Source organism: Pseudomonas chlororaphis subsp. chlororaphis (assembly GCF_003945765.1).
GTDB lineage: Bacteria > Pseudomonadota > Gammaproteobacteria > Pseudomonadales > Pseudomonadaceae > Aquipseudomonas > Aquipseudomonas chlororaphis.
The window spans coordinates 2,932,656-2,957,440 of sequence record NZ_CP027712.1 but is presented as its reverse complement, the minus strand read 5'-3'; the positions used below and the strand labels follow the sequence as shown (position 1 = coordinate 2,957,440).

Genomic DNA, 24,785 nt, shown 5'->3' with positions numbered 1-24,785 from the left:
GCACGCTCATTATCGAAGGGGACGGTGCCGACCGACCATGACCGAAAAGCCGAAGACTGTGCAGAGACACCTGCCCCCAGCCGCCTCGCCAGCCGACCTCCGGCACCCGTCCGCCGATGTGTTTTTCGAAGTGTTCAGCCTGGCGCGGATGCATGGCGAGCTGCTGGGCGAGACGCTGCTGCAACCCGGCCAGCTGCTACAGCGAGCGGCGGGCGGCGCCTGCTTCCATGTGATCCAGGACGCCGGCTGCCAGCTCAGGCTCGACGGCAATAACCAAACCACCAGCCTGATGCCCGGGGACATCCTGTTCGTGCCCCACGGCCAGGCTCATCAACTGCACAGCACTGCGGATGCCAGCCCGGACCTGCCAGCGCGCATCACCAGCGGAGTCTTCCGGTTCGAGGGCGGGTGCGGCCAGGCCTTGAGCCAGGGTTTGCCCGGGGTGCTGCAAGTCAGCTGCCAGGGCGAGGACCCAAGCGACCTGATCGGCTCCCGTGAATGGCTGTCGCTGACGGTGGCGGCGATGCAGAAGGAAGTGCGCAACCCGTCGATCGGCAGCAGCATCATGCTGTCGCGGATCATCGACCTGATGTTTATCTGGGCCGTGCGCCATTGGCTGGCCCACGCCCCGCAAGGCATCAGCGGCTGGATCGCCGCCCTGCGCGACCCGCTGGTCGGCCAGGCGCTGGCGCTGCTGCACGCCGAACCGGGCGCGGCGTGGAGCGTCGAGCGCTTGGCCGGCCTGGTCAACCAGTCGCGCTCCAACCTGGCGCAACGCTTCACCCGCCTGGTGGGCCAATCGCCGATGCGCTACCTGATGCACTGGCGCATGCAACTGGCCAGTCAGCGCTTGCAGACCTCCAGCCTGCGCATTTCACGGATCGCCGAACAGCTGGGCTATGAATCCGAAGCCGCCTTCAGCCGGGCCTTTCGCCGCGAGTTCGGGGTCGCCCCCAGCGAATATCGCTCACGGGGTTGAGCGGATTTGCTGCCACCTTTCCGGTCCGGGACCTCAGCCCCGCCCTTGTAACGCCGCGACCAACGCCGCCGAGGCGTTGTACAACGGCACCCGGCCCTTGAGCAGGATCTGCGCGCTGCGCCGGTAGGCGGCCGCGTCGATGCGCATTGAGGCACCCTCCTCGCGCGCGGTGATCAAGGTGTCCAGCAACCCCGCCGGGTTTTCGATCGACACCGGGTATTCCGCCGTGGTGGCGCTCAGGGGCTTGGGCGTCTTGAGCAGTTCATAGGCCACGGTGCCTTGCGCCAGGCAGGCGGCGGCCAGGCAGCAGCCACCGGAGACGGCCAATGAAGGATGGGCGTTTTGCGGGGTGAAATACCGGGTGTTGATATCGCCCGCGCCCTGGGCCGGGCTGACGATGCAGATCTTCGGCAGGGTTTCGCTGCGTTGCAGCTCCTCGGCGCTCATCAAGGCGCCGCCGCGGTTGCGCAGTTGCATGCGCAAGCCGCCCTCGACCATCAAGCCAATCAACCGGGCCTTGAAGTCGGCATCGGCGTCCAGCTGTGCCGGGGTTTCCAGGCCGGTCTTGCCCAGGTCCGCGGCCTGGACGATGACCATTGGCACCGCCACGTCGAGGCAGGTGGCGCGCACGCCATTGAGCAGGTCGATGCGTTGCCCGGTGGGAAACAGCTGGCCGGTCTTGGCCCCCACCGGATCGCTGAGAAACAGGTCGACCCCGGGGAACACGCCATTGACCCCGGGAATGCGCGTATCGCTCAGCAGGCGACCGTTGCGGAACGCCAGGCGCGCGAGCATGGTGGTCTGGGTATTGCTGTTGAAGATCTCGATCTGCGCGCTGTCCTCGTCCGCGCTCAGCCAGCCACGCTCCAGGGCATACAGGGGCAAGGCCGCCGACATGTTGCCGCAGTTGACGCTCCAGTCGATCGCGCTTTTACCCGCCGCCAGCTGCGCCAGGGTGCTGACCATCCGCGACTCGCCGGGCTGGCGCTCGGCGATGAACACCTTGTTGCTGGTGGGCCCGCCACGGCCCAGGCCGGTGATCTGGTTATTGCCCGGCAGCTCGCCGCTCAACGGCACCCCCATCAGGTGGCGCAGCAGTTCTTCGACCAGCAACGGGTCCTCGGGCAGGGTTTCGCGAGCCAGGATCAAACCGGTGGAGGTACCACCGCGCGCATGCCACACAGGGAATTCAACGATGCCGGCGCGGATTTCGAGAAGGTCCAGTTCAAAAGGCATGATCGGGCTCGCAGTGATAGACGACAGGCAGCGATCATAAACCGCGGCCTGGGCGAGCGCAGCTTTCCAGGTCCAGGGCCGTGCGCGCCCTGCAGGGCAGCCAGGCAGATGAACGAACTTGAACTAGTATGGATTGCGTAAGGCCCGCGCCATCGGGCTGTCCCATGGCCGTGGCTGACCAAGGTGCTTCATAAGCGGTTGCGTGCGAGCTGAAGGCTTCCGGGAGGCGAATCATGCTCGATCAGATTGCGCTGGGCATGCTTATCTTCGCCGGAATAATCCTGTTCTACGGAATCATCGTCCTGCACGACATTCCCTACGAAATTGCCGTCCATCGGAACCATCCACATCAGGACGCCATTCACGCGGCAGGCTGGGTCAGTCTGTTCACGCTCCATGCCCTGTGGCCGTTCCTGTGGATCTGGGCCATGTTGTACCGCGAGGACCGGGGCTGGGGTTTCGCGACCGACAAGGCGCGGATGCAGGCCGAAAGAGATCTGGCCCAAGAACTGGCCGAGCTGCGACAGCGGATCGAGCGACTGGAAGGACAATCCCAGGCCGGACCCCGTCCGGAAGGGAAGCCGTGACCCATGGACCTGTTACTGATCCTGACCTACACCGCCATCTGTGTGGCCATCTTCAAGATCTTCCGTATCCCGCTGAACAAATGGACGGTGCCCACCGCCGTGCTGGGCGGCGTGGTATTGATCGGCGCGCTGATTTTCCTGATGAACTACAACCACCCCTATTCGGAAGTGGCGCGCTCCTACTTCGTCTCGGTGCCCGTGATCCCGGTCGTCACCGGCCGGGTGATCGAGGTGCCGGTCCAGGGCAACACGCCGCTGGAGCCGGGCGACGTGCTGTTTCGCATCGACCCCGAGCCTTTCGAGAACCGCCTCAAATCCCTCAAGGCCCAGCAGTTGGCGGCGCGGGGCGACCTGTACCGGATCAACGAGTTGATCAAGCGCAACTTCGGCACCCGCCGCGAGCAGGAAGCCGCGATTGCCCGGGTCGACGACCTGCAGGCTCAGATCGACAACGCCCAGTTCGAGCTGGACAGCACCGTGGTCCGCGCCCCGAGCAAAGGCTTCGTCACCCACGTGTCGCTGCGCCCGGGAATGATGGCGAGCAAGCTGCCGCTGCGCCCGTCGATGGTGTTCGTTCCGGACGAAGGCCAGTATTTTGCGGCCTGGATGCGCCAGAACAGCCTGCTGCGCCTGGTCCCGGGGGACGAGGCGGAAGTGGCGTTCGACGGTATCCCCGGCCGGGTGTTCAAGGGCCGGGTGAAGAATGTCATCACGGTGATCGGCGAAGGACAGGTACAGCCGTCCGGCACCCTGCTGAGCTACACCGGCTCACCGCCGCCGGGGCGGGTGCCAGTGGTCATTGAAATCACCGACCCGGACTACCTGCCCTACGCCAGACTCATGCCCGGTGGCGCCTATGGCCAGGCGGCGCTCTACAGCCAGCACTTCCACCATGTGGCGATCATGCGCAAGATCCTCCTGCGCATGTCGGCCTGGATGAACTACATCTTCCCGTTCCATTGAGGAGCCGGGATCGGGCCTGAGACTCGATGCGTTGCAAGTCCGGCTTGATTTCACCTACCGGTTGAGTGGCTGCTTTCACCTGTTGGCCTCGACAGAAAAAGCGGGTGGGCCGCTTGTTTCCCTTCTCTCTATACTGGCTTCCCTGAATGACAGTCAGAGCGCAAATGATGCCCGCCACAGCCGATAAAAATTCCCAGGTCATTTTGGTCTTGGCTCAACAAAGCGACTTGGACAATCTGGTAGCCATTCGAATCGAGGCCATGCGCGAAAGCCTGGAGCGGGTTGGGCGATTTGATCCAGTGCGCGCACGCGAGCGCTTTCTTAGCGGGTTTGAGGCCCGCAATACACGCTACATCGAGGTATCTGGAGAGAGGGTTGGTTTTGTCGTGGTCAAGCACCGGCGCACTGAACTCTTGCTCGACCACTTGTATGTGAGACCGACCGCGCAGGGATCAGGGATAGGCTCTGCTGTTCTCGCCCAGATTTTCAAAGAGGCGGATGTGGCTGGGCTCCCTATTAGAGTGGGTGCCCTTAAAGGCAGCGCTTCGAATCGTTTCTATACCCGCCATGGTTTTCACTTCATCGAAAGCGGTGAATTCGATAATTACTATGTTCGTCAGTGCATTCCGACGATGGGCCTAACGCGCTGATGTCCCCTGCTGCAAGGCTGTGCAAGCCTGCAAAACCTTCACTCTTCGCCGTTGACCGGCTACGCCACCCCATCTGCCCTCCAATGACCTGGTTATGTGGCATCGGCCAATGACTTTGCGTGCGTAGCAAAATCATCCTGTATCTGCTGGAACCCGCAGCGCAGGTAAAACGCGGCTCCCTGTGGTGTATCCGTGGATAGGCGCACCACACAAAATCGCTGAGCTGCGTGTTCCAAAAGCCGCTGCACCAGGGCTTTGCCCAGATTCCGGCCCCTTGCTGCACGCGCAACGTATAACCGCCTTAGCCTGCCGATATCCGGCCCGACATAGGGGTCACGAGTAAGGCCACCGATGGCAATCAGTTGCCCGTTGCGAAAGGCGCCCAACAGGCACTCACCCGATTGATCGAACCGATTCGACCCGTTCTCCCACTCTGCGACCAAGCGCGTGAGAAACCTGAAACCGTCCGCAACCGCCTCCGCTTCCAGTGCCAGGACTTGCGGAGAAAGCGCTGAGATCTGGCGTATCGCCAGTTCGTCCGTTGACATAATCATTCGATATCCTTGTGTGGGTGGGTATCGGCCAAAAGCGGTCATTGCCTAAACATTGGGCTGAGAGAGCAACCCACAGTACTGCGGCATAGCCGGAGCACTGCGGGGTTACTATGACAGCGCCTACACCGTCCCGAAGCGCACCTCCACCGACAGGCTGCCCAGGTTATCGCTCAGGCCAACCCCGTAACGCCGGTCCAGGTCGTCATTGATGCACAATTGCAACTCCCCCTGCTGGCCACGCGGCAGTTGCGCCTGGTTGCCGACCAGGAACGGCACGCCGCTGTTGCCGATACGCCCGATCAACGCTCCTTCCGGTTGACCGGGCAAGGTATAGCCGGGCTTGGCGATCAACTTTGGATTGCCCGCCGCGCTGACCATCCCGGTGGCAGGGTCGGCCGTCCACTGCCCACCGGTGCAAACCGCCAGTTGCCAGCTCTGCCCGTTGATCTGCACACCGGTGCCCTGCCAGGCCTGGTTGGCCTGCACCTGCACGGTACGCTTGAGCAGATCGCTGGCGACCACATCGGCGGCCAGGAAGGTCAGCGCGGTGATGGTCAAGGTCGGGTTGGCAGTGCCGGTGGTGGGGAACACTCCGGCGCCGACCAGGAACAGGTTGGGGTGGTCCCAACTGCGCTGGTCCTTGTCCACCACCGACTTGGTGCGGTCCGACCCCATGCGATAGGTGCCCATCAGGTGGCCAGCGCCGAAGAACGCGTATTTCTGGCCGTCGTACTCGAACACCGTTTGCGAGCCGGGCGCCAGCTTAGGATTCCGGTCGGTCAGCTCGGTGGCGGCCATCAGCTTGGTGATGATATGCGTGGCGGCCAGACGCGCCTGCTTGAAGCCCTCCTTGGTGTAGTCGGACAGTTCGTAGGTGATCTGTGGCCGAGGCAGGCCCAAGCCGTCGGTGAACTCAGTGCTCTTCTCCACCCGGCACAGCGCATTGTCGGGGTCTTTCTCCACCTGTTCGATCAAGAAGCCCAGGCGGAACTGGCGGGTCAGCACGCTGTTGAGCTGCTGCACCAGCGCCTGGCCGGACAACGCCAGCTTGTTGGGGTTAGCGCCGCCGTTGTTAGTGCCGTCGATGAAATCGCAGACCGTGTTGTACGGATCTTTCGCCGGCCAGTTCCAGCCCTCGTTGCCGATCTCGATACGCCAGGCGGCACGCTGGCTGCGGAACGGGCCATCGCGCATGTCCTCGATCCCCGAGGTGGACAGTGGCCCGCGGAACGGGAACAAAGGCTTGCCTTCGGGCATCAGGCCCCAGGCCAGGTACACCGGGTGGTCGGCCAACGCCTGGCCGACCTGCTTGCTGCTGTTGGCCACACCATTGGGGCTGTGCGGGCCGACCGAGTTGAGCAGCAGTTTCGGCGTTTCGATCGCGTGGGCGGCGATCACGTAGCGTTTACCCTGAGCCACGCCATTCTTGCGCGTGCGGTCGTTTTGGTACTGGATGTACTCGATGCCGGTGACGCCGCTGGCATCGACCTGCACCTTGCTCGCCACACTCTGGTAGAGGATACGCACGTTGCCGGTATCCAGCGCCTTGGCCATGGTCACGGTGGCGTCGTATTTGGCCTGGATCGGGCAGATCGGTGTGCAGCTGGTGTTGCCAGCGCACACCCGGCGGCCGTTGTCGCTTTGCGAGTTGCGCCCGGCCGGGGTCTGCCGGACGTTGAGGGTGACACCTGGGTACGGCTTGCCGTCGGGCGCCTTCTCCGGGCTCTGGTACACCGTGCTCGTGACGTTCTTGCCCAGGCCCTGGTCGACCAGCGACGGCGGGATGCCGTGCATGCTGTACTCATAGCCCTGCGGGAAGGTCACGCCCAGGTAGGTCTGCGAAGCGACATCGGCGGACACGCCCATCTCCTCCTCGGCACGGCAGTAGGAGGTCTGCAGGTCGTCGTAGCTGATCGGCCAGTCGACCCCGACGTTGTACGCAGTGCGCATGCGAAAGTCGTTGGGCAACAGGCGCAGGGCCGTGCCCATCCAGTGCCACATGGTGCCGCCGCCTACCCGCTCGTAGGTGCTGGCGAACAGTTGCGGCCCCTTCTGTACCAGATAGCTCTTCTGCACCTTGTTCGGGTCGGGGCTGCCGGCGGTGATCAAGTCCTGGATAGTCGCTCGCGGGGCGAACTGTGTGGCCGGGGTCTGCTCGGTCTGCTCGGGTGGGTATGGCGACTCAGGCAACTTGAGCACGTCGGTGTAGAAACGCTCCAGGTACTCGCTGCGGTTAGGCGGAGTCGCCGGACCCGACTCGAGCACCAGCACTTTCAAGCCGGCCAGGCCCAACTGATAGGCCATGACGCTGCCGGCCATACCGGCGCCCACGACGATCACATCGGCGGTTTCGATGTTCTGGGTTTGTAAATTGCTCATGGCTGCTGCCCTTCCTTGGCGTCGACACCGGTGAATTGCTTGAGAGTCGGTGGCTGCTCGGCCCAGTAACCGAAGTGGTACTGGCTGTAGCCCATGGGGTGGGATTGGGCGATCTTCCACGCCCAGCTTTCCTTGTAGGCCTGGTCGGAGACCACGCGGGTGTCCCCCTTGTGAGCGTTGCCTTGGTCATAAGGCTGGTACCAGCTGCCAAGCAGCCACAGCTTCATGATCGAACGGGCGCCCTGGGCGATCTGCGGGTTCGAGTTGCCGAGCACGGCGCTGGCGATTTCCGCAGGCGGTTGGATCTTGATGCTGGCGTACAGCTCCAGCAGGTTGCTGAACGCTGCGGTGCCCATGCCTTGCTGGGCAGTGGCGAAGAACAGCGGCGGCAGGTTGATCGGGTCGACGGACGGCGCGAGCAGTTTGGCTGACAGGCCAGTTAGCGCGGCGGACAGGTCGATGAAGCTCTTCAGGTTCGGGTCGCTCATGGCATCACTCCTTGGCGCCGGTGGATTGGGCACGTTCAAGCAGGAAGGTAAAATCGGCGAAACTAGTGCGCGGGGACTGGGTCACCCGGGTGGTCGCGTTGTTGTGGCACTCCATGCAGCTGGACGAGGCCTGTGGCGTGGTACCCTGGTTGTAGGTTTCCAGGGTGGCGTTGGCCAGAAAGTTCGGCGCTGGCGTACCCAGCGGGTTGGTTGGCGACGGTACTTGGCAATCATCGGCGGGGGCGGTCGGCCACTGGGTGCTGATCAACTGGTAGTTGGCCCAGACCGTGCCCTTGAGCGCGCCTTGCCACTGCGCATTGAGCTGGTGGGTCGCGGCAGTGAGCGGGATTTCCCGCACGATCTGCGAAGGCGTGGCTTTCTTCGACGGGTCCCACGGCTGCGCTGGAGGCTCGTTCACCGGGCGGCCGCTGGCCTGGGCGTCGTAGAACAGGTAGGGGCCCTTACGCTCGTTCATCGGCGTGGTCTTTTCCGGCACGTTGCGCACGTGCTCGAAGCTCGACCATACCCACTGCGGCGCGCGCTGGGTCTTGTGCACGATGTGCAGGCCGACCAGCCCGACCTTCTGCGCGCTGCACGACTCGGGGATCAGCGCACCCTTGTTCGGGTCGGCGTTGCCGGGGGTGTAGACCAAGGCGTCGACGGCGTGGAAGTCCTGCGGGTTGTCGTTGCCGCCGAGTACCTTCCAGGCCGACTTGACCATGATCGCGCCGACCTGCTTGTTTTTCTGCAAGCCGCAGGCGAAGGCGATGCGGTTGTCGGCCTTGCTCAGGAACGCTTGCTGGCCTTCCTTGCTGTAGAGACCATTGTTGACGATGTTGTCGAACATCGGCTGGTTGACCATGATCGCGTTGCGCGTGTAGGTGCCGTTCTGGTCCACCAGTGGGCCTGTCTTGAATGGCTGGATGAATTCGTCGAGCACACCGGCGACCTTGCCCATCTGTTGCAGTACGGGCAGGTCACCCTTGCCTTGGCAGGCCGCGGGTAGCGGCGCCTTCTGGTTCCAGGCTACCGGCTTCTGGCCTTGGGGCAGGAAAATCTCGTAGCTCTCCTTCCACGACTCCCAAACCGTCTGCCCCGGCGCGCCGATCTTCGCCGAGGTGTTGGCGCTGCCGTCGGCGCTTGCGGGCCAGTTCAGGGCGACGAAGGTCTGCCACGAAAGCACGTCGAAATCGTGTTGCAGGTTGTCCAGGGTAAAGGGGGGTTTAGGGATGACGTCGAAGGGAATCGCAGGTGACAGCACCGGCGGGCTGGCCGCATCGGCCATGGCGAGCGCGCTGGTGAAGCCAGCACCAAGGCACGCCAACCGTTTCAGGTTTTTTTTCATTATCGTCTCCTCAGCAGATAAAGCATCGGGAGGACGAGACGTACTGGCCCTTCATGGACCGAATGTTCAGCGTTATCCCTGACGCTAGGCTGCAGGCTAGCCGTTGCGCCAAAACCCTCAGAAATACCCGACTAACGGTAGGGATAAGCAGGAATCGTCGCGCAACGGCAGGCGCTCTCGGGCCGCCAAGGTGTTGGCGGCAATTGACGATGTTGGCCGAAAGCTGCCGCTCACGACTGGCAACTTTCGGCCACAAGCCGCCAATCACGGCGACTGGCAAGCGAACGCCGAAAAGCGCGGCTTCGCTAGCCCTTCTCGCCTCGACTGCCGATATTCGTCGCCATCACGGACATGACCACCGAACGGCCTCAAAACCTACCGTTTACTGAAGGCAAGACGAGCCGCGAAAAGCACGAAAATCATGCCAGTGGCGCGATCCATCCAGGTAATCACCTTCTCCCTGCGTAACATTTTGGCCAGCGGCTGGGTCGCGCCAATCAGGATGATCGACCAGAGCAATCCGATGGCGAGGTGAATGCCGACAAGGCCAAACGTCCAGGTAATCAATGGCTGACCTTGCGGAATGAATTGGGGGAGGAAAGAGACGTAGAAAATACCGATCTTGGGGTTCAGGACATTGCCCATCATCCCCTTGAAGAACCAGTTCGTCGTTGTCTTGTCAGTGCCGCCGGCAGGGGACAATGATTGGCGGGGCCGCAACAGCATGTTGAGCCCGAGCCAGGCCAGATAGGCCGCACCGCAGTATTTCAAGACATTGAACGCCAGCTCTGACACGGCAATCAGTGCCCCCAGTCCAAAAGCCACGGCTGCGCCCCACGACAGGCAGCCCGCACTGATGCCAAGGGCCGCGCGTAAAGCCTGCTGCTTTCCTTCCACAGTGGCCGTTCGCAATACCAGGGCGGTGTCGAGGCCGGGCGTCAGGGTCAATAGTGTCGCGGCAAACGTGAAGGCAATAAGGTTGTCGAGGAAAGGCATAGGTGGGTCTCAGCCAGATGTAGGCGAAAGATTATCCTTGAAAGGCAGCCGATTGAAATTCATGCCGATGCGCATCCCTTCCTGCACCTGGCCCATCAGCCCCTGACTACAAACCGCCCTATTCCCGCCGGCCAAAACTAAGCCCGCCGCGCCAACAACAACACCGAAGCAGCCCCCGACAACAGCACCGCGCAGCAGCGATTGAAGAGCTTCTTGCCCCGTGGCTCGGCGAACCAGCGGCGCAGGTGCAGGCCCATGTAGGCATAGGCGCTGATGGCGACCCACTCCAGGGCCAGGAACAGTGCGCCGAGCACCAGGAACTGGGCGGGAACCGGGGCTTGCGGGTCGACGAACTGCGGCAGGAAGGCGGTGAAGATCAATATCGCTTTCGGATTGCCAATAGCAATCAGGAACTCCTGCCGGGCCAAGGCCTGCAGGCCCAGTGGCGCGGTCTTGTTCTCGGCCTCGTCCTGGGTATCCGCCGTCCACAGCTGATACGCCAGGTACAGCAGGTAGCCGGCGCCGAGCATCTTGATCCCGTGGAACAGCAGTTCCGAAGCTTGCAGCACCACCGCCAGCCCGGCCGCCGCCAGGGCGATCATCAGGGCAAAGGCGGCCAGCCGCCCTACTCCCGCCAGGCAGGAAGCGCGGAAGCCATAGGTGGTGGCATTGCGGATCGACAGCAGGTTGTTCGGCCCTGGCGCCATGTTGAGGGCGAAACAGGCCGGGAGAAACAGCACCAGGGTGGCAAGGTTCATGGAGGAGTCCGTCGACTGATGGCTTGAATTCCACACCCGCCAACCGGGCGGGTGCGAGCCCACAAGCCTGCCCAATCCAGGGCATGCCGTCGAGATTTTTTGTCGATGCAGGCTGCGCCTACGCCTCCAGGGCCGCAAGCCCGGGCAGCAGCTTGTCCAGGGTCAGCGGGAACTCGCGCACCCGGATGCCGGTGGCGTTGTAGACGGCATTGGCTACCGCCGCCCCGGCCCCGCACACACCCAGCTCGCCAAGGCCCTTGATGCCCAGGGCGTTGGCCCTGGGATCGGGCTCTTCGAGGAACAGCACGTCCATCGCCGCGATATCGCCATTGACCGGTATCAGGTACTCGGCCAGGTCGTGGTTGACGAAATGGCCGTGGCGGGTGTCCAGCAGGGTCTGCTCCATCAGGGCCGCGCCGACGCCCCAGGCCATGCCGCCGAGGATCTGCGAGCGCGCGGTCTTGGGGTTGAGGATGCGCCCGGCACCGATCACCGCGAGCATGCGCCGCAGGCGGACTTCGCCGGTGTCGATGTCCACCGCGACTTCGACGAAGTGCGCGCCGTTGGAATGCTGGGAAAACTGCTTGTAGTCCTCCCCCATCGGCCCGACGCTGCCTTCGGCCTGCAACCCCGTGGGAGCCACTCGCAGCAGCAGATCGCTGAGGCGCTCCGAGCGCTCGCCGGTGCTGATACGGCCGTCGGCGAAGCGTACCGGCGCCTGGTTGTAAGGCGCGCCGGCGGCCTGGATGATCTGCTGCTTCAGGGCCTGGCAAGCGGCCTCCACCGCCGAGCTGGAGCTGGCCGCTCCCCAGGAGCCGCCGGAGCCCGAAGTCTGCGGGAAGCGGCTGTCACCCAGTTGCACCTGCACCGCCGACATCGGCACCCCCAGGCTGTGGGCGGCGACCTGGGTCAGGATGGTGTAGGTGCCGGTGCCGATATCGGTCATGTCCAGGCGCACCAGCACCCGCCCTGTCGGGCCCAGGCTCACCAGGGCCCTGGACAACCCCAGGTAATTGGGCCGGATCGCCGCGGCCATGCCCATGCCGATCAACTTGCGGCCCTCGCGCACGCTGCCGGGCTTAGGCTTGCGGCGGCTCCAGCCGAAGCGTTCGGCACCGGTGCGCATGCAGGCCAGCAGGTTGCGCGAGGCGAACGGCACGCCGAGTTCGGGGTCCAACTCCGGCTCATTGCGCACCCGCAGTTCGATGGGGTCCAGGCCCAGGCGTTCGGCCAGTTCGTCCATGGCGCTCTCGAAGGCGAGCATGCCCGGCGCTTCGCCCGGCGAGCGCATCCACTCGCCGCGATTGAGATCCACCGGCACCAGCCGATGGCGGGTCAGGCGATTCGGCGCGGCATACAGCGAGCGGGCAAACACCGCGGTCTGCTCGCAGAACTCTTCGAAACGCGAAGTGCTCGACCAGACGTCGTGCCCCAGGGCCGTCAGCTTACCGCTGCTGTCCGCCGCCAGCCTTACCCGGTGCTGCATGGCCGGGCGGTAACCGGCGTTGGCGAACATCTGCTGGCGGGTCAGGGCCACCTTCACCGGGCGCTTGAGCACCCGCGCGGCCAGCCCCGCCAGCACCGCGTCGGGATGGATGATCAGCTTGGCGCCAAAGCCGCCGCCAATATAAGGACTGACGATACGCACACGCGCCGGCTCGATGCCCAGGGTGTTGGCCAGCCCGCCACGGAAGTTCGCCAGGGTTTGCGCCGAGGTGTAGAGGGTCAGCTCTTCCCCGGACCAGACGGCGATAGAGGCATGGGGCTCCATTGGCACGTGGCTTTGGTACGGGGTGCTGTAGGTGCTGTCGAGCTTGACCGGCGCATTGGCGAACCCCGATTCAAAATCGCCGATGGCACTGTCGGTCTGGAAGCCGGCGTTGGTCCGCGGCGGGATGTAGGCCTGGGCCAGGCGGGAAGCAAGGTCGAAGTCGCCCTGCTCCGGCGAGTAGCGCACGCGAATCAGCCGAGCCGCCGCGCGCGAGGCCTCGAAGGTCGAGGCCACCACCAGCGCCACCGGTTCGTCGTAGTAGCGCACAGCGTCGCTCGCCAACACCGGCCGGGCCCGTGTGAACACCTCGCCCGTGGTCGGCGTCACCGCCGGGCCGAATGCCGCCTGGGCCGGTGCGTTGCGATGGGTCATGATATAGAGCACGCCCGGCGTGCGTTCGGCCTCGCGGGTGTCGATCGCGCTGATGCGGCCCCGGGCGATGGTCGCGCCGAGGATGTAGCCATAGGCGGTGTCGCCCATTTCCCGCTGCTCGTAGGCGTAGGTCGCGCGGCCGGTGACCTTCAGTCGGCCGTCGACCCGGTCCAGCGGTTGGCCGATCGGGCCGTTGGCGGCGGATGGGGTGGGTCCTGATGTGCTCATGCCAATGCTCGCTCTTGAGTCGCACTGGCCAGCATCTGGCGCAGGGTGCGTTTGGCCAGGGGGATCTTGAAATCGTTGCCGCCCTGCCCGCGCGCGCCGGCCAGGGCGGCCTCGGCGGCGCGCTGGTAAACCGCCATAGCGGATTGCTGGCCGAGCAACACCTGTTCCGCTGCCGTGGCCCGCCAGGGTTTGGGGGCGACGCCGCCGAGGGCGATGCGGGCCGTGCGCACCTGCCCCGCGCGGACTTCGAGCACCAGCGCCACGGCGACCAAAGCGAAGGCATAGGAAGCGCGATCGCGCACCTTGCGATACAGCTGCCGCCCCGGGGGTGGTGGCGGCAGCGTGATGGCCTCGATCATCTCGCCATGGGCCAGCCGGGTTTCGAGCTCGGGCGTGGTCCCGGGCAAGCGGTACAGCTCATCCAGGGCCAGGGAGCGGCGCTGGCCGTCGGGCAGGAGGGTTTCCACCCGCGCCTCCAAGGCAACCATGGCCACCGCCATGTCCGAGGGATGCACCGCGATACACGACTCGCTGGCGCCGAGAATCGCGTGCATGCGGTTGTGCCCCCGCAGGGCCGAACAGCCGCTGCCGGGCTCGCGCTTGTTGCAGGCCATGCCCGGGTCGTAGAAGTACGGGCAGCGCGTGCGTTGCAACAGGTTGCCCGCGGTCGACGCCTTGTTGCGGATCTGCCCCGACGCACCTGCCAGCAGCGCCTGGGACAGCAGCGGGTAGTGCTGGCGGACCCGGCTGTCGGCGGCCAGGTCGCTGTTGCACACCTGGGCGCCGATACGCAGGCCGCCGTCGGCGCTGTCCTCGATCGCGGCCAGGGGCAAGCGGCTGATATCGATCAGGTGGCTGGGCCGCTCGATGCCCAGCTTCATCAGGTCGATCAGGTTGGTGCCACCGGCGATAAAACGAGCCCCTGGCTGCGCGGCCATCAGGCTGACCGCCTGCTGTACGTCGCGCGCGCGCTCATAGCTGAAAGGCATCATCGGCTCAGGCCTCCTCGGCGGCGTCGCGGATGGCAGCGACGATATTCGGATAGGCCGCGCAGCGGCACAGATTGCCGCTCATGCGTTCACGGATCTCGCTGTCGCTCAGGCCGGCGGGCGGGCCTGTCAGGTCGTCGGTGACATGGCTCGGCCAGCCGGCGCGCACCTCCTGGAGCATGCCCACCGCCGAGCAGATCTGCCCCGGCGTGCAGTAGCCGCACTGGAAGGCGTCGCGGGCGATAAAGGCGGCTTGCATGGGGTGCAGCAGATCGCCATTGGCCAGCCCCTCGATGGTGGTGATCTCGTCGCCGTCATGCATCACCGCCAGGCTCAGGCAGGCGTTGATCCGGCGGCCATTCACCAGCACCGTGCAGGCGCCGCACTGGCCGTGGTCGCACCCCTTCTTCGAGCCGGTCATGCCCAGTTGATGGCGCAGCGCGTCGAGCAAGGTGGTGCGTGGGTCGGGGTCCAGCAGCTGGTCGCTGGCATTGATGCGTAGGGTGATCGCCTGGGACGACAATGGGCGGGAGGGGCTGGGCGGCGTCGGGGCGGGTTGGGCCAGCGCGCCGCTGCCCCCCACCCAAAGCAGGCTGGCGGCGGCCCCGGCTTGCAGCAGCGCGCGGCGCGACGGACGCGGAGAATCCAGGTCTTCCATGGTGCTCTCCTGAAATGAACGGCTGGACGCGAGTATCGCCAAGGGCGCGGCGCCGTTCTTTCAAGTATCAGGACGAGCTTGTCAGGATTCCGGACGCCTGCTGGCGGTAGCTGTTCGGAGTGGTCCCGGTGATCCGCCGGAAGGTCGAGGTGAAGTGGCTCTGGCTGGAGAACCCCAGCTCCAGCGCCATGGCGCTGATCGGCATGCTGCCGGCCCGCAGCAGGCTTTCGGCGCGGCGCACCCGGCGCTCGATCACATAGGCATAGGGCGCCATGCCGGTCTCGGCCTTGAAGTGACGGGCGAAGGTATCGACGGGCATGCCGGCAATCCGCGCCAGTTCGGTCAGCGAGAGGCTGCCGTCGATGCGCGCATCGACGTAGTCGCGCAAGCGCTTGAGCAGTTCCGGCCCCAGGCGTCCGCCGCCAGCGCTGGCGGTATCGACCCGGCCCAGGCGCAACCCCACCAGCGCCACCAGGTGTTCTATGTAGCTGGCTTCCAGGACCTGCCCACTGACCATCTCGGTACTGAGGGCAGAGAGCAGCGAGTGGATCACCCCATCGCCGCTGTTGATGCGCATGGGCAATTCGGCCAGCCGCGGGCAGCCGGGAAAATCCAGGGCTGTGTCGATCCACAGGGCGGTATAGATCAGGTCGGCATCGCGAAAGTAACCCTGGCGCTCGACCCCGGCCGGCACGAAGCTGATCGAGCCGGGACGGTCGCAGCCTTCGTAGGTGAGCGTTGAACTGCTGCGGATATGAGTCTTTGCCGTTGCCCCGCGCTCCGTGAGGATCACCACGTGCTGCGGCGCCGTCCAGCTGAGCTCGGCTTCGCGGCAGGCCCAGCGACGATGATCGATGGTCACCAGGCCGTCGAACAGCGACGCCGACTGCAGGACCGCGCCCTCGGCGCCGCGCGCGCGGATGCAGCCCGCGCCCACCCGAGGTTGCAGCAACCGGTTTGCGGATTCCCGTAACAGGGTCATGAGCCAGGCACCTCCGGAATACAGCGAGCAGCCAGCGTACTCCAACAGTCGCGGCCAGTTCCAGGCGGATGGCGCGCGGGGCACCTTGCCTGCTTGTCGCGCCACCCTGCCCGGCCAAACCGAACTGATTTACAATGCCATTCTTTTTTCTGGCTCAGAGGCTGGCGATTCGTGGATGCCCTGTCGCTTGTCTACAAGCACCTGACCGAGTGGGTAATCGCCCCTGTCACCGCGCAGTTTCTCGGCATTTTCAATCTGAACGGCCGGCTCGGGGTCTTGTTCCTGTGCGTGTCCTACGGCGTCGCCTATGGCCTGTTCCGTTTCCGAAAGCGCCGCGGCCTGAGCCACGCCCGGTCGTTCTGGCAATTCCTCGGCGGCGGTCGGGTGCACCTGCATCCCTCGGCGCTGCTGGATTACCGCTACTACTTCGTGCGCGCCATCCTCAAGGTTGCGCTGGTGTTGCCCATCGTCCATCTGGTCGACCCTTACATCCTGCGCTCCGGGGACTACCTGGCCTTTTTCAGCAACCTCTGGGGCGAGCGCCCGCGCCTGGGCCAGAACCTGGGGCTGGCGCTGCTCTACGGGCTGGGGGTGTTCCTGCTCAAGGACTTCCTCCATTACTGGGCGCACCGGGCGTTTCACTCGCGCTGGCTGTGGGCCTTCCACAAGGTCCATCACTCGGCGCCGGTACTGGTGCCAGCGACGGCGAGCCGGGTGCACTTCGTGGAAAAGATCGTCGAGAAGCTGAGCATCAGCCTCGGCCTGGGCCTCTACGCCGGCTGCTTCTGGTATGCCTGCGGCGGTGAGATCGGCCGCTACACCCTGTTCGGCGTGACCTACCTGATATTCATCTTCAACAGCCTGGCGGCCAACCTGCGGCACAGCCATGTCTGGCTGTCGTTCGGCCCGCGGCTGGAGCATGTGTTGAACAGCCCGGCCCAGCACCAGATCCATCACAGCGACGCGCCCCGTCACTTCAACCGCAACTTCGGCACCAACCTGTCCCTCTGGGACTGGATGTTCGGCACGCTCTACGTCACCTCCTCGACACCCGAGCCGCTGCGCTTCGGCACCGGCGAGCAGGACCAGCGGCGTTACCTGACGGTCTACAGCCTGATCGTCACGCCCTTCGTCGACACCACCCGCAAGCTCCTGGCGAAACGCCCGCGCGGGGTGACGCCCGAGACGCCCTGGTCATAAGCCTGGGCGACAGCTATTGCTCGAAGCGACTGCTGGCATCACGGTCGCGCTCGTAGCGCCTGGCGAGTGGAAACGCCGGCAGCCAGGACTCGCGACGAATAGTCCAGCTTTCATAGGTGGGCTTGAGTTGGTCGGGGGCGTCCAGGGCACCCAGGTTCACTTCGATTTCGTCGGCGCTGCGGGCGAACACCGACGAGCCGCAGTGCGGGCAGAAATACCGCCCGGCGTAGTCGCGGGTTTCGCCCTCGACGGTCACCGCGTCCTCGGGGAAGATCGCCGAGGCATGGAACAGCGCGCCATGGTGCTTGCGGCAGTCGAGGCAGTGGCACAAACCGACCCGGTATGGCGGCCCCGACGCCACGAACCGCACCTTGCCGCACAGGCAACCGCCAGTGAATCGTTGCATGCCGTACCTCCTCTTGGGTCAAGCGTTGGTGATGACTGGCCAAGGCCGCGTTCAGTCATGGCGTCGGCTTGGCGGGCGCTGGCAGGGTGCCAGCCCGAGGCGCCTCTTTCTGCGCCTTGCGCTGCACCTGATTGCGCCAGATCCGATAAGCGCGAATGCCGGCGCGTACCGAGGGGAACAACAATTGCTGCTCCAGCTCGCGCGCCAGGCCTGAACGCACCAGCATCCGCAGGAATGCCCCGTGCGGCCGGGCGATGCCCAGGATGATGCCGCGGGCCAGCAGGGTGTCGCGCAGCTCCCTGAGGGCCACGATGCCGCTGACGTCGATCGAAGTCACCGCCTCGGCGACCAGCAGCACGGCGCGGGGCTCGGGCTCGCGTTCGACCGCCTCGAGCAGGCGCGCCTTGAAGTAGTCGGCGTTGAAAAACAGGATCGCGTCATCGAAGCGATACACCACCAGCCCCGCCAGTGTGCGCGCCTGCGGATATTGGCTGATATCGACCTGGCCTTCGATCCCGCGCACCCAGCCCAGCACCGCGTCGGTGGGCTGATAGATGCTTTTGAGCAACCGCAGGATCGCCAGTAGCACCGCGACGATGATGCCCGGCAGCACCCCCACGCCAATCACCCCCAGGGTGGTCAGCACACACAGCCAGAACTCGAAACGGCTGAGCTTGCGGATGACCCGCATCGCCTGGATATCGATCAGCCCCCAGCCGGCCATCAACAGCACCGCCCCCAGCGCCGCCTGGGGGATCCAGGCCATGGGCGCGGTGAAGAACAGCAGGATCAGGGCAATCACCAGGGCGGCGATGATCCCCACCAACTGGCTCTTGCCGCCCACCATGCTGTTGACCGCCGTGCGCGAATCGGCGCCGCTGATGGCGAAACCGCTGGAGACCCCGGCGGCGATATTGGACACCCCCAGCGCCAGGAACTCATGGTTGGCGTTGACCGTATAACCGTTCCTCGCGGCGAAGCTGCGGGCCGTCAGCATCGCACTGCAAAAACTCACCGTGGCGATCGCCAGAGCATCGCGCAGCAGCCGTTTCAGTTCGCTCAGGTTGGTTTCGGGCCAGCTCAACTGCGGCATGCCCGAAGGGATCGGCCCCAGTACGGAGACCCCGTAACGGTCCAGGCGCAGCACCCCGACGCACAGGGTGGCGATAGCCACCGTCACCAGCGCCGCCGGCAACCTGGCAAAGCGCCGCGGCAGCCAGATCAGCAGCGCCAGGGCGCCCGCCCCGATGGCCAGGGTCGGTAGATGGGTTTCGCCAAGCCGCTGCAGCATGTTCAGCAGGCTGAGAATGAAACCGTCGCCTTCGATCTTGTAGCCCAGCACCTTGCCCAGTTGCCCGGCCAGCAGGCTCAGGCCGATGCCGTTCAGATAGCCGATCAGGATCGGCCGCGAGAAAAAGCTGGCAATGAACCCCGCCCGGGCAATGCCGGCGCCGATCAGCATCAGGCCGACCAGCACCGTGACAATCACCGCCAACTGCGCCAGGCGCTCGGGATCGCCCAGCGCCAGAGGGGCGATCGCCCCGGCGACCATGGCGCAGGTGGCCGCATCCGGCCCGACCATCAACTGCCGCGAACTGCCCACCAGGGCATAGACCATCATCGGCAAGACGCAGGCGTACAAGCCGTACTGGGGCGGCAGCCCGACGATCTGGGCGTAGGCGATGGCAATCGGGATCTGCACGGCGGCCACCGACAAACCGGCCTGCAGGTCGTACCTGAACCATTCGCGGCGGTATTGCAGGAGATTGGCCAAGCCTGGCAGCCAGCGGGCAAGCAGCATGGAGGCACCTTTGATCGAGGGCTTTGACGAAGGGTGATGGCGGGCGCAAAACGTCGGGCCCTGGATGAGAGGTAAGCAGAGTCGGTTTTCTTTGCGTGTTTTTCAACCACATATCGGCAGATCGATCGTCCCCTGATCTGGCAGACGCCGTGACAGACCGCAGCAAGCCCTCCGCCGCCAGCCCTCCCCCAAACGACAGAGCATGGCAGCCAATGCCCGCCTGCGGCATTAGCTGAGTATTCGCCAGCCGATTTGCCCATGCTCAGCCTGATCGAGTGAATCCCCGGTTGCCCTTTCCAGGTGACAACAGGGCGGGCGAGGTCGGGCACGACGGATTCACTGCCAGGCTCTGCTCGCTATTTTTTGCTGTTCCTGGGGTCGTCCGCCGGGTTGAGGTAGGTGATGCCCCAGGGGCCCGTGCCGTGGAGCTGGAGCACGGTTTCCTGTTTTTGCGTGGCGGCGTACATCGGCGTGCCGACGGGAATGATCAGGGTGTCACCCGGGTGATAGGCCTTGGCCTTGGCCGCGTCGAAGCTGTCGCCGGTGGCGAAGTAGAAGGTACCCGAGATCACGGTGACACGTTCGGTCACGGGGTGGGTATGCACGCCGACTTTCGTGTTGGCCGGCAGCATCAGGCGCATCGTGAAAGGCTCTGGTTTTTTCAGGTCGCCTTCAATCACCGAAATCATCACCCCGGGCCCTACCGAGGGCGCGGGTGTCCATTTCAGTTCGGCGGGGGTGGCGGCAATCAACCCTGTGCCCTCGGCCAGCGCGGCCGATGCCAGGAAGGTTGCGCTGAGAATGGCCAGTGAAACAGCGACGGCTTTGTGGGTGCTCATCGTGATGTCCTCGCGTTTGAGAGCGCTGGGTGAATCGCAGCAGCGGCCGACATAGCGTCAACGCAAAAGCACAGCGGCTGCGCGATCGAGTCATATAGGGTGACGATAGCCGAACGCCGATGCGCGGATATATCCATTGCGAACAGCCTTGATAGCGCACGGGCATGGACGCTGGACTCCTGCCGATCTGCGCCTGCCAGGCAAAAGACAAAATTGCCATGTGTTTCCCTCGTTCTTTCATACGTCGCAGTTCTCTCTGCCCATTCCCCCATGCCTGGAGTTCCCCCCCAATGCCCTCGCCCCGTCCCCTGCCCTCTGCCTTGCTGGGCCTGGCCCTTGTCTGTCCGGCCCTGGCCGAAGCCCAGGGCCTGGAGCTGGGGCAGGTGCTGATCGGCGCCGAGGAGCGCAGTGGCGAAGACGCATCGATCGAGGAAGCCAAGACCCGGCTGGCCCAGGTGCCCGGCGGCGGCAATGTGGTGGACCTGCGCCGCCCGCTGCAGGGCCGCGTGGCCAGCAACCAGGATGTGCTGGCCTACCAGCCGGGGGTCTATGCCCAGTCCGCGGGCAACGAAGGGGTGAAGATTTCGATCCGTGGTTCGGGGATCAACCGCGCGCCGGGCGCCCATGCCTCGGGGCTGTACACGATGCTCGACGGCCTGCCGCTGAGCGGCCCGGGCGGCACGCCCTATGAGTTGCTCGAGCCGCTGTGGCTGGACCGTGTGGAAGTGCTGCGCGGCGCCAACGGTTTCGACCGCGGCGCCCTGGCCCTGGGCGGCGCCATCGACTACATCAGCCACACCGGCTACGACGCGCCGAAGTTGCAGGTGCGCTACGCCACCGGCAGCCACGGTTATCAGCAGCGCCAGGTCAGCTCCGGGCAGGTGCTGGGCGACTTCGACTACTACCTGTCCCTGACCGACGCCCGCTCCGACGGCTACCAGGACCACAGCGCCAGCAAGAGCCAGGGGGTCATCGCCAATTTCGGTTATCGCTTCAACCCGAACCTGGAAACCCGCTTCTACATCCGCCATCGCCAGACCGACAACGACCTCGCCGGGCGGGTCACCAAAGGCTCCATCGAGCACGACCCACGGGCGGCCAACCCGGCCTACGTGACGCGTAACGACAGCCGCGACCAGCCGGGCAGCACCTTTATTGGCAACAAGACCACCTGGTACATCGACGACGATTCGAGTATCCAGACCGGCCTGGTCTACCACGACTACCCCATGGACCTGCGCGAAGGCCCCAACCGCCTGAAGGTGGCCTACACCGATGTCAGCGGCACCTTCGACTACAAGCGCCGCGACACCCTCTGGGGCCTGGAAAGCCACAGCACCCTGGGCCTGCGCGTGACCAAGCACCTGCCCAACTCAGGGGCCAGCGAATTGGTGCGTATCCCCAGCGGCAACACCGCCGGCTACGCGCCGGGCACCCACATGCGCAACTTCACCTACCAGGGTTCGGACAGCGTCCTGCATCTGGGCAATGACCTGGAAATCGCCGACGATCTGTGGCTGACCACCGGCCTGGCCGCCATCTACACCCGCCGCGAAAGCGCCGTGACCTACCCCGACGGCGGTGGCAAGACCAGCCTCGGCGACTGGGACTACGCGCCGCGCGTGGGCCTGCGCTACCAGCTGACCCCCGACCTGCAACTGTTCGGCAACCTCAGCCGCTCGGTCGAGGCGCCCCACCCCTGGTCGCTGATCTACAGCTCCAACATTCGCTTCCCGGCCGGCAGCGGCGCCGCCACCGGCACCCAGCGCGACCCGATCAAGCTACACAACCAGACCGCCACCACCCTGGAGCTCGGCGGTCGTGGCGACAGCGCCATCGGCCAATGGAGCCTGGCCTGGTACTACGCCCAGGTGCGCCACGAACTGCTCTCGGTCTTGCCGGACGCCAACGCCACCACCCCCTACGAGCTCAACGCCAGCCCCACCGTGCACCAGGGCGTGGAAGCCAGCCTGCAGAGCAAGCTGTGGTCAGGGAAAGACGGCGGCCAGCTGAGCCTGCGCCAGAGCTACACCTTCAGCGACTTCCACTACCGCGACGATGAACGTTTCGGCGACAACCGCCTGCCGGGCCTGCCGATGCACTACTACCAGGGCGAACTGCGCTACGACTGGCCCCAGGGCTTCTTCGCCGCGCTCAACACGCAACTGGTGTCCAAGGTGGCGGTGGACTACGCCAACAGCTATTACGCCGATCCCTACGCGCTGTTCGGCGCCACCCTGGGCTACAACGCGCCCAAGGGCGACTGGCAGACCTGGCTCGACCTGCGCAACCTGACCGACCAGCACTACGCCGCCACCGTCACCCCGGGCTACGACGACAAAGGCCTGGATGCCGCGCGCTCGACGCCGGGGGAAGGCATGGCGATGTATCTCGGGGTGTCGTGGAGCCTGCGTTAAGGCCGGGGCGGCCAGGCGTGGGCAGGCGATCCGGTTTGGCGGGCAGCCTGAAGCCACCCGGAAAAGCAGCGATATCAGCTCTCGGAGGACACCACGGACTCGGGACTGGATTCGGCAGCCAGCTTCAAGCGGTCGGCCTTGCTGATGTATTTGGGCTTGCTGCGCGGCGCCAGCTTGGCACTGGCCTTTTTCGCGTTGGCTTTTAATAGCTGATTGATTTTTTTACGACGGTTCATGGTCTTTCTACTCGGCCGGTAAGGTTTCGGATGATATCAGCTAACGATATCGGGCCGGATTCCTGTGCCGCGCACTGAATGCATAACCTTGGAGCCACGGGTTTCCCAAAGGCCGCAAGATGAGCGCTTTGGGTCGTTAGCGGTTGCATGGGAATGGTTGGTTCCGGCCAGAACCAACCATCCATGGATAGCCACACTCCTCTTATGCAGCCTGTCGACGCATGGTCAGGATGGCCGCTCCGAAACAGATGAAGGTCGAGCCCACCACCCGACTGACCCAGCGGGACAGCTCGGGCCGGGTCAGCACGCCCTTGGCCCGGGAGGCCAGTGCGGCATACAGGCTCAAGGACGCCACCGACAGCCCCATGAAGATCGAAGTGAGGATCAGGAACTGCGGCAGCAGCTGCGCGCCCTGATCAATGAATTGCGGGAACAGCGCGGTGAAGAACATCGTCGCCTTGGGGTTGGTCACCGCCGTCAGGAAGGCCGACTTGTACAGCTTCACGCGAGTGGGCCTGCTCTTCTTCACGTCATCCTGGATACCGTCCGCGAGCATCGGGCTCTTTTTGAACAACTGCCTGATCCCCAGATAGAACAGATAACCGGCGCCGATGATCTTCACTGCGTTGAACAGCAACTCGGAACTGGCAAGCAACGCCCCCAGCCCCAGCATCGCAGCCGCCGACAGGCAGAACAGGCCACTGGCATTGCCCAACGAGGACCACACCGCGCTGCGTTGGCCATGGGCGAGGCTGTTGTTGATCGCCATCAATGTCGCAGGCCCCGGGCTGGCGATGGCAATCGCGGCGACCAGGGTAAAAGCCAGAATCGAGTGAGGGTCCATTTTCAGACTCGTCGGAGGATGGGGGTTGCATATTACTGGATAGAACGGGTCAACAGGCGAGATCCCGCTCGGTTCCGCTTGGCTGGGAGGTATCGAATATCCGCTCCGGCCAGGAGCGGTCCAATCGCTCAAAACACTTAAAAACCACTGATTGCCAAAGTCATCAGACTCCGAAAATAGCTCACTCGGTCGAAGGGACGGATGCTTTGCTGCCCAAGCGGATGAGTTCATTGGAGAAACACAGGCCGACGATGATCAGTGCCGCTCCCGCGTACAGGCTTTCGCGCGGTACTTCATTGAGCACCACAAACGCCAGCAGCGCGGCGAACAGTGGTTCGGTCAGCTCCAGCGCTTGCACTTGGGATGGCTTGAGATACTCGATGGCCTTGGTGGTGCAGAAGAAGCCCAGGATCGTCGGCAGCGTGGCCAGCGCCAGCAGCGCGGCGATCGCCAGCGGCGACAGCTCGCCCATCGCGAAACCATCGGCCGCCGCCGGCATCAGCAGGTACAGGCTGCCAAAGAACAACAATTGTCGGGTGAAGTGCAGCCCCCCCGACACCCCCATACGCTTCATGGCAACCGAAAAGGCCCCATAGCCGCAGCCGGCCATGGAGGCGAGCGCAGCACCCTGCAGGGTAAAGCCTTGCTGCAAGTCGCCGCCGAAGATCACCGAGATCCCAGCGATAGCCAGTGCGGCGCCAACGGTAGCGTTCGCGGTGATGGCATCCTTGAGGAAAACGCGCCCCAGAATGATCGAGGAAATTGAGGCACTGGCCATCAGCACCACCACCACACCTGCCGCAGCGTAGTGTCGATAGGCGGACGTTTCGAAATGGAACAGCACAAAGATGCCAAGGAATGCGCAGATAGCCGCCTGAGTCCATTTGCTCGACGCCGCCGGACGCTTGAGGAAAAACAGTAAGATCGAGAGAAGCACGCAACCCAGTAGGGTCTTGATGACCGCGACACTGCTGGCGGTGAAACCATTACTCATGAGTACTTTGCTGAGTACACCGATCGTTGCGTTCAGTGCCGCAGCGGAGAGTGCAAATATGACGCCTTTGCTGAAAGTAGATGGCATTGATGACGATCCCTGTCGCTGAATGG

The 24,785-nt window shown here is 64.5% G+C and carries 23 protein-coding genes; 6 read left to right on the top strand and 17 right to left on the bottom strand.

All coding sequences use genetic code 11. The features are described 5' to 3' along the window. The first annotated feature begins 37 nt into the window (after window positions 1-37). The gene (locus C4K27_RS13685; protein ID WP_053260854.1) at window positions 38-979 is read left to right on the top strand and encodes an AraC family transcriptional regulator; all 942 of its coding nucleotides are present in this window, start codon (window positions 38-40) and stop codon (window positions 977-979) included. A 33-nt stretch (window positions 980-1,012) separates the two neighbouring features. On the opposite strand, the gene C4K27_RS13680 is transcribed toward C4K27_RS13685, so the two are convergent. Next, window positions 1,013-2,215 (bottom strand): PrpF domain-containing protein, encoded by a 1,203-nt coding sequence (locus C4K27_RS13680; RefSeq protein ID WP_053260853.1) that lies wholly within the window; start codon window positions 2,213-2,215, stop codon window positions 1,013-1,015. A gap of 233 nt (window positions 2,216-2,448) precedes the next feature. Between C4K27_RS13680 and C4K27_RS13675 the strand changes: the two genes are divergently transcribed. The 3 genes from C4K27_RS13675 to C4K27_RS13665 all read left to right on the top strand — a co-directional run bounded on the left by C4K27_RS13675 (window position 2,449) and on the right by C4K27_RS13665 (window position 4,415). After that, window positions 2,449-2,802 carry a DUF3302 domain-containing protein gene (locus tag C4K27_RS13675; protein ID WP_053260852.1) on the top strand — a complete coding sequence of 118 codons (354 nt, stop codon included), beginning with the start codon at window positions 2,449-2,451 and terminating at the stop codon, window positions 2,800-2,802. 3 nt (window positions 2,803-2,805) lie between these two features. Continuing rightward, window positions 2,806-3,765 carry an HlyD family secretion protein gene (locus tag C4K27_RS13670; protein WP_053260851.1) on the top strand — a complete coding sequence of 320 codons (960 nt, stop codon included), beginning with the start codon at window positions 2,806-2,808 and terminating at the stop codon, window positions 3,763-3,765. 167 nt (window positions 3,766-3,932) lie between these two features. Continuing rightward, window positions 3,933-4,415, top strand: a complete 483-nt coding sequence (locus C4K27_RS13665; RefSeq protein WP_053260977.1) for a GNAT family N-acetyltransferase — start codon at window positions 3,933-3,935, stop codon at window positions 4,413-4,415. Window positions 4,416-4,507: 92 nt separating this feature from the next. On the opposite strand, the gene C4K27_RS13660 is transcribed toward C4K27_RS13665, so the two are convergent. The 10 genes from C4K27_RS13660 to C4K27_RS13615 form a co-directional block, all read right to left on the bottom strand. Continuing rightward, window positions 4,508-4,969, bottom strand: coding sequence for a GNAT family N-acetyltransferase (locus tag C4K27_RS13660; protein ID WP_053260850.1), 462 nt, complete (start codon window positions 4,967-4,969; stop codon window positions 4,508-4,510). A 120-nt stretch (window positions 4,970-5,089) separates the two neighbouring features. Continuing rightward, window positions 5,090-7,348, bottom strand: coding sequence for a GMC family oxidoreductase (locus C4K27_RS13655; RefSeq protein ID WP_053260849.1), 2,259 nt, complete (start codon window positions 7,346-7,348; stop codon window positions 5,090-5,092). Then, on the bottom strand, window positions 7,345-7,836 hold the full coding sequence (locus C4K27_RS13650; RefSeq protein WP_053260848.1) for a sorbitol dehydrogenase: 492 nt from the start codon (window positions 7,834-7,836) through the stop codon (window positions 7,345-7,347). Before C4K27_RS13650 ends, C4K27_RS13655 begins: the two co-directional genes overlap by 4 nt. Window positions 7,837-7,840: 4 nt before the next feature. After that, on the bottom strand, window positions 7,841-9,181 hold the full coding sequence (locus C4K27_RS13645) for a hypothetical protein (RefSeq protein ID WP_053260847.1): 1,341 nt from the start codon (window positions 9,179-9,181) through the stop codon (window positions 7,841-7,843). Between the two features lie 375 nt (window positions 9,182-9,556). Then, a complete protein-coding gene (locus C4K27_RS13640) occupies window positions 9,557-10,177 on the bottom strand; it encodes a LysE family translocator (RefSeq protein WP_053260846.1) in 621 nt (206 codons plus the stop codon). Between the two features lie 137 nt (window positions 10,178-10,314). Next, entirely contained in the window at window positions 10,315-10,935 is a 621-nt protein-coding gene (locus C4K27_RS13635; protein WP_053260845.1) for a LysE family translocator, read from the bottom strand. 118 nt (window positions 10,936-11,053) lie between these two features. Next, a complete protein-coding gene (locus C4K27_RS13630) occupies window positions 11,054-13,306 on the bottom strand; it encodes a xanthine dehydrogenase family protein molybdopterin-binding subunit (RefSeq protein WP_053260844.1) in 2,253 nt (750 codons plus the stop codon). Continuing rightward, complete coding sequence (locus C4K27_RS13625; RefSeq protein ID WP_053260843.1) at window positions 13,303-14,298, bottom strand: FAD binding domain-containing protein; 996 nt, start codon at window positions 14,296-14,298, stop codon at window positions 13,303-13,305. The genes C4K27_RS13630 and C4K27_RS13625 overlap by 4 nt, the downstream gene beginning before the upstream one ends. Window positions 14,299-14,302: 4 nt before the next feature. After that, a complete protein-coding gene (locus tag C4K27_RS13620; protein ID WP_053260842.1) occupies window positions 14,303-14,953 on the bottom strand; it encodes a 2Fe-2S iron-sulfur cluster-binding protein in 651 nt (216 codons plus the stop codon). A gap of 67 nt (window positions 14,954-15,020) precedes the next feature. Next, the gene (locus tag C4K27_RS13615) at window positions 15,021-15,935 is read right to left on the bottom strand and encodes a helix-turn-helix domain-containing protein (protein WP_053260841.1); all 915 of its coding nucleotides are present in this window, start codon (window positions 15,933-15,935) and stop codon (window positions 15,021-15,023) included. Window positions 15,936-16,106: 171 nt separating this feature from the next. Between C4K27_RS13615 and C4K27_RS13610 the strand changes: the two genes are divergently transcribed. Further along, window positions 16,107-17,135 carry a sterol desaturase family protein gene (locus C4K27_RS13610; protein WP_053260840.1) on the top strand — a complete coding sequence of 343 codons (1,029 nt, stop codon included), beginning with the start codon at window positions 16,107-16,109 and terminating at the stop codon, window positions 17,133-17,135. A gap of 13 nt (window positions 17,136-17,148) precedes the next feature. Here the strand turns inward: C4K27_RS13610 and C4K27_RS13605 are convergent, their stop codons facing one another. The 3 genes from C4K27_RS13605 to C4K27_RS13595 form a co-directional block, all read right to left on the bottom strand. Beyond that, window positions 17,149-17,541, bottom strand: coding sequence for a GFA family protein (locus C4K27_RS13605; RefSeq protein ID WP_053260839.1), 393 nt, complete (start codon window positions 17,539-17,541; stop codon window positions 17,149-17,151). Between the two features lie 55 nt (window positions 17,542-17,596). Further along, window positions 17,597-19,342, bottom strand: a complete 1,746-nt coding sequence (locus C4K27_RS13600; RefSeq protein WP_053260838.1) for a SulP family inorganic anion transporter — start codon at window positions 19,340-19,342, stop codon at window positions 17,597-17,599. A gap of 356 nt (window positions 19,343-19,698) precedes the next feature. Further along, entirely contained in the window at window positions 19,699-20,181 is a 483-nt protein-coding gene (locus C4K27_RS13595) for a cupin domain-containing protein (protein ID WP_053260837.1), read from the bottom strand. Between the two features lie 290 nt (window positions 20,182-20,471). Between C4K27_RS13595 and C4K27_RS13590 the strand changes: the two genes are divergently transcribed. Further along, entirely contained in the window at window positions 20,472-22,598 is a 2,127-nt protein-coding gene (locus tag C4K27_RS13590; RefSeq protein WP_053260836.1) for a TonB-dependent receptor family protein, read from the top strand. Window positions 22,599-22,672: 74 nt separating this feature from the next. Here C4K27_RS13590 and C4K27_RS13585 read toward each other — a convergent pair whose 3' ends face one another. From C4K27_RS13585 to C4K27_RS13575, 3 genes are all read right to left on the bottom strand, one after another. After that, window positions 22,673-22,834, bottom strand: coding sequence for a DUF2986 domain-containing protein (locus tag C4K27_RS13585; RefSeq protein ID WP_081002268.1), 162 nt, complete (start codon window positions 22,832-22,834; stop codon window positions 22,673-22,675). Between the two features lie 202 nt (window positions 22,835-23,036). Continuing rightward, window positions 23,037-23,678 carry a LysE family translocator gene (locus C4K27_RS13580; protein ID WP_009043496.1) on the bottom strand — a complete coding sequence of 214 codons (642 nt, stop codon included), beginning with the start codon at window positions 23,676-23,678 and terminating at the stop codon, window positions 23,037-23,039. Window positions 23,679-23,859: 181 nt separating this feature from the next. Beyond that, on the bottom strand, window positions 23,860-24,759 hold the full coding sequence (locus C4K27_RS13575) for a DMT family transporter (RefSeq protein ID WP_053260835.1): 900 nt from the start codon (window positions 24,757-24,759) through the stop codon (window positions 23,860-23,862). Window positions 24,760-24,785 lie beyond the last annotated feature (26 nt).